Genomic DNA, 4,733 nt, shown 5'->3' on the forward strand with positions numbered 1-4,733 from the left:
TCGTCATCCCCATGGGGAATTACGTGAGCGACCAGGGTGAGGAATTACGTGAGCGGCAGACCGCTACAGCTGGGGAATTACGTGAGCGCCGACACCTGTCCGCCGTCATCGACGCCGACGCCTGGGCAAAGACCGAGGCGATGCCATCGGACACCGAAATCCAGCGCATCCGCCACCTCATCACCCGCATGCAGGCTGACATCACCGACCTCACCGACGAGGACCGCGCCCAGATCGCCGACGCCGTCGCAGTCGTCCGCCAGCACCGGCAGCGCATCACCAGCCTCGGTATCCCCCGCACCCGCCAACCGCAACCACATGACCTGCCGGAGCACACCCCATGACCCGCACCTCGATGATCGAAGGACGCCAGTCGGCCGCGGCCCGCCGTCGGCAGCGCGTCGGGCACGCCATCGACTCCGCCCGGCGCAGCAACGCGGACCTCAGCGTCGCTGCGATCGCACGAGCCGCTGGCGTCGACCGCACCTTCCTCTACCGACACCGCGACCTACTCGCACAACTCCACGCCGCCCAGACCGACGCCCGCAACCCCGCCAACGCAGCGGTGGCAACATCAGCCGCGAGCCGCGCGTCCTTGGAGGCCGACTTGGCCAACGCCCAGGGCCAGCTCACACGCCAGGCCAAACACGTTCGCCAGCTGGAGCACCAGCTGTCGCAGTTGCTCGGCGAGCACGCTTGGCGGCAGGCTGGCCTGGGGCCACCCGCCGACGTTGACGAACTCCAGCGTCGCATCACCCACCTCGAGCAGCGGCTCGTTGACCTCGAGGAGCAGCTCAACGAGCGAGGTCAAGAGCTCGCCGCGGCCCGTGCAGCCAACCGGGAGCTGATGGCGAACCTGAACCGGCGAACCACCTGAAGGTGCCACCATAGGCAGCAAGGATGCGGCCGGTGGGGTGCATGCATCGCAAGTGCGGTATTCCAGTCTAGGCGTGCCGGGACCCGGCCCGTTGGCAACGGGCCGGGTCCGAGGCGCGAGTTCAGTGCTCGAGGGCCCAGGTGATGAATGCGCGAACGGCGCCGGAGATGGCGCCGCGGACGGCGGCGAGGGTGAGCTTTTCGCGCCAGGTCTGGTTGGTGGGTTCGGTGGTCATCGGTGGCTCCCTGTAATTCGTCGGGGTGGGGAGCCGGCCGATCTCCCGCGGTGACGCCTTGAGGGAAGCGCCTGGTCGCGGGGTTCGGCATGGAGTGCGAAGGAAGCCGAAGAGCGCTGCCGGTCACCGATCTGGGTGACCTCGGCGGTCGCGCAGAATGCGGTCGGGCTCTACGGTGGTTCGGCAGTGTTCGGCGGTACCGCCGAACAGCCGGGAGGGCGCCCACATGGCCGACAACCACGTTCCCGCCGCCGACGACGGCAACCGATCCGACCTCGACTCGGTACAGTCCCTCGCGGACTTCGCCCGCGCATGCGACCGGCTACGCGCCGGGCGCTCCTACGCCGCTCTCGCCAAAACGGCCCGGCCATGGCCGCTGCCGCCGGCGACGCTCAGCAACCTGATCAACGCCAAGACAACGCCGACCCGCGACACGGTGATCACCTTTCTGATCGCATGCGGCCTCGACGGCGAGGCGCAGCGGCCGTGGCTGGCCGCGTGGGAGCGGGTGGCCACGGCCCATCAGCCACGCCCCGCCGGTGCCGTGCGTGTCCGGCAGGCCCGGCCGCGGCTGCTCGGCGTGCACGCCGCGATCCAGATCCCCGGCGTTGCCGGGGAGCTACCGCCGTACGTGCCGCGGGACCTCGACGCCGACCTGCGCGCCGACCTCACCGCCGCCGCGACAGAGGGCGGGTTCGTGCTGCTCATGGGCGGCTCGTCGGTCGGCAAGACCAGAGCCCTGCACGAGGCGGTCAGCGACGTGCTGCCGGAGTGGTGGCTGCTGCACCCAGCTGACACCCGAGCGATCACCGCCCACGCCGAAGCGTCGACGCCCCGCACGGTGCTGTGGCTGGATGAGCTGCAGCGCTACCTCAACCCTGCTGGCGGCCTACCTGTCGCGGTCATGCAGCAGGTCATCAATGACGGGACCGTCGTGGTCGCCACCCTGTGGCCCGATGAATACAGCATGCGCACAGCCCGGCCCCGCGCCGGCCAACCCGACCCGTACGCCAACGACCGTGAACTGCTCGGCCTCACCCGGCTCATCGAGGTGCCCGAGACGTTCAGCCGGGATGAGCAGCGACGCGCCAATTCCCTCGTCGGCACCGACCCGCGGATCCGGATCGCGCTGGACACCACCGACGCCGGCTTCACCCAGGTCCTAGCCGCCGGCCCAGCCCTCATCCAGCGCTGGGAGCACGCTCCGGCTGCTGACTGCTACGGCAAGGCGCTCATCACCGCAGCGCTGGACGCCCACCGCGTCGGAGCCCACCAGCCCGTCACCAGCGAGTTTCTCGAAGCCGCCGCGCCTGCCTACCTCACCCCAGCACAGCAAGCCACTGCACCGCGCGACTGGTTCGACTACGCTCTGACCTACGCCACCGCCCCGGTACACGGCGCCGCCGCCTGCCTCACGCCCGTCCCCGCCAGGATGGGCGTCATCGCCGGCTACGTCACCGCCGACTACCTCCGCCAACAGGCCCGACGCACCCGCCGCACCGCGGCCCTACCCGACCTCGTGTGGCAAATCCTCGTCACCCACCATCACCCCGACGACAGCCGCAGATTGGCCTACAACGCCAAACGCCGCGGCCAGCCCGAACACGCCATCGCCCTCTACCAACGCGCCGCAGCGACCTCCAGCGACCCGCACGTTAACGTCTATCTGGCCGAAACGATGGTCAGCCAGGGCCGCGTCGTCGAGGCGCTGCAGGCGCTGCACGACAGCGCTGCCACCGGAGACGGCGCCGCCCGGCAGCTTACCGACATGCTAGATAGGCAAGGCCGCCTCGAAGAGCTGCGCGACCGCGCCGCCCACGGAGACAAGTACGCCGCCTCGAAACTGGCTGCGGCGCTGGCCAGGCAGGGCCGCGCCGACGAGCTGCGCGACCGAGCTGCTGCCGGAGACGAACACGCAGCCGGTTGGCTTGCCGAAGCGCTGGAGAAGCAGTGCCGCGTGGAAGAGGCGCTTCAGGTGCTACGAGTCCGCGCTGCCACCGGCAAGCAGTACCGCGCCGTCGAGCTGGCCGATTCGCTGGTCAGGCACGGCCGCATCGGCGAGGCGCTGCAGGTCCTACGTGATCGAGCTGCCACCGGAGACGAACACGCCGCCCGCTGGCTCGCGGACATGCTGGCCGAGCAGGGCCGCGTCGATGAGCTACGTGACCGGGCTGCCACCGGAGACGAACACGCCGCCCGCCGGCTCGCGGACATGCTGGCCGAGCAGGGCCGCGTCGATGAGCTACGTGACCGGGCTGCCACCGGAGACGAACACGCCGCCCGCCGGCTCGCCGACGTGGTGGTCGACGCGCTGGCCGAGCAGGGCCGCGTCGATGAGCTACGTGATCGAGCTGCCACCGGAGACGAACACGCCGCCCGTCAGCTGGCCTGCGTGCTGGCTATGGATGGACTGGTCGACGAGGCCCTGCAGGTCCTGCGCAGCCCTGCTTTGCTGCACGCGCTGCGCCAACAGGCCGGCACCGACGAGTTCGCCGCCGGCATGCTGCACGACGTGCTGGCTAAACGGGGTCAATTCGACGTCGACAAGGCGGTGCAGATTCTGAACGACCACTCTGCCGCCCAAGTCGAGAGTGACGCCCGAGTCCTGACGCAAGGCGGCAAAGGCGATGTCGATAGAGCGCTGCAGATACTGCGCAGGTATCACTTCACTGTGGACGAGTACGCCGCCCACCTGCTGCACGACGTGCTGGCCGAACGGGCCCATATCGCTAAGGCGCTGCAGGCGCTGCGCGACCGGGCTGCCGCCGGAGACGAGGACGCCGCACTTCAACTTTCTAGAGTGCTGGTAGAGGACGGCCATGTCGACGAGGCGTTGCTGGTGCTGCGCGACAGCGCTGCCACCGGAAAACGCGGGTCCGCCGCGATCCGGCTAGCCAAAATGCTGGCCGAGCAGGGCCACGTTGACGAGGCGTTACTGGTGCTGCGCGATCGGGATGCCACCGGCCACTCGCATGCCGCCATCTCGCTGGACGATCTTCTGGCCGAACACGGTCGCGTCGATGAGCTGCGAGACCGAGCGATCACCGGACACGAGCACGCCGCCCGCCTGCTGGTTAACTCGCTGGCCAAACAAGGCCGAATCGACGAGCTTCGCCACGAGGTGGCGGCTGGCACGCTGTACGCGGCGGAAGCCCTCGCCGCCTTGAGCGAGCAGGCTGATCAGGATTCCGTTTGATGCAACATTGAAGCTTTTACTGGTGGAGTGCATGTATTCGAACGTGCGGTATTCCTCGGGCTGGCTGCGCCACGGGCCCGACCCACGTGCAGCGGGCCGGGCGGACAGGGGCGTTCAGTGCTCGATGAACCAGGTCATAAGTGCGCGGACGACACCGGAGACGGCGCCGCGGACGGCGGCGAGGGTGAGCTTCTCGCGCCAGGTCGGGTTGGTGGGTTCGTTGGGCATCGGTGACTCCCGGTGATTCGTCAAGGTGGGGAGCCGGCCGGTCTCCCGCGGTGACGCCTTGAGCGAAGCGCTTGGTCGCGGGGTTCGGCATGGGGTGCGAAGGAAGCCGAAGAGCGCTGCTGGTCACCGGTGTGGGTGACCTCGGCGTTCGCGTCGAAGGTTGTGGCGGTCTACGGTGGTCCGTCAGTGTTCGGTGC

At 69.1% G+C, this 4,733-nt stretch carries 3 protein-coding genes; all 3 read left to right on the forward strand.

Annotated features, from left to right (window positions below):
• On the forward strand, positions 1 to 344 hold a 344-nt coding region (locus tag AB0H83_RS51475; RefSeq protein WP_360111283.1), incomplete at its 5' end, for a hypothetical protein.
• A complete protein-coding gene (locus AB0H83_RS51480) occupies positions 341 to 877 on the forward strand; it encodes a DUF6262 family protein (RefSeq protein WP_360111286.1) in 537 nt (178 codons plus the stop codon). The genes AB0H83_RS51475 and AB0H83_RS51480, both read left to right, overlap by 4 nt.
• 461 nt (positions 878 to 1,338) lie before the next feature.
• Positions 1,339 to 4,308: a hypothetical protein gene (locus AB0H83_RS51485; protein ID WP_360111289.1), complete on the forward strand. Its 2,970-nt coding sequence runs from the start codon at positions 1,339 to 1,341 to the stop codon at positions 4,306 to 4,308.
• Positions 4,309 to 4,733 lie beyond the last annotated feature (425 nt).

The organism is Dactylosporangium sp. NPDC050688, assembly GCF_040654515.1.
Taxonomy (GTDB): domain Bacteria; phylum Actinomycetota; class Actinomycetes; order Mycobacteriales; family Micromonosporaceae; genus Dactylosporangium.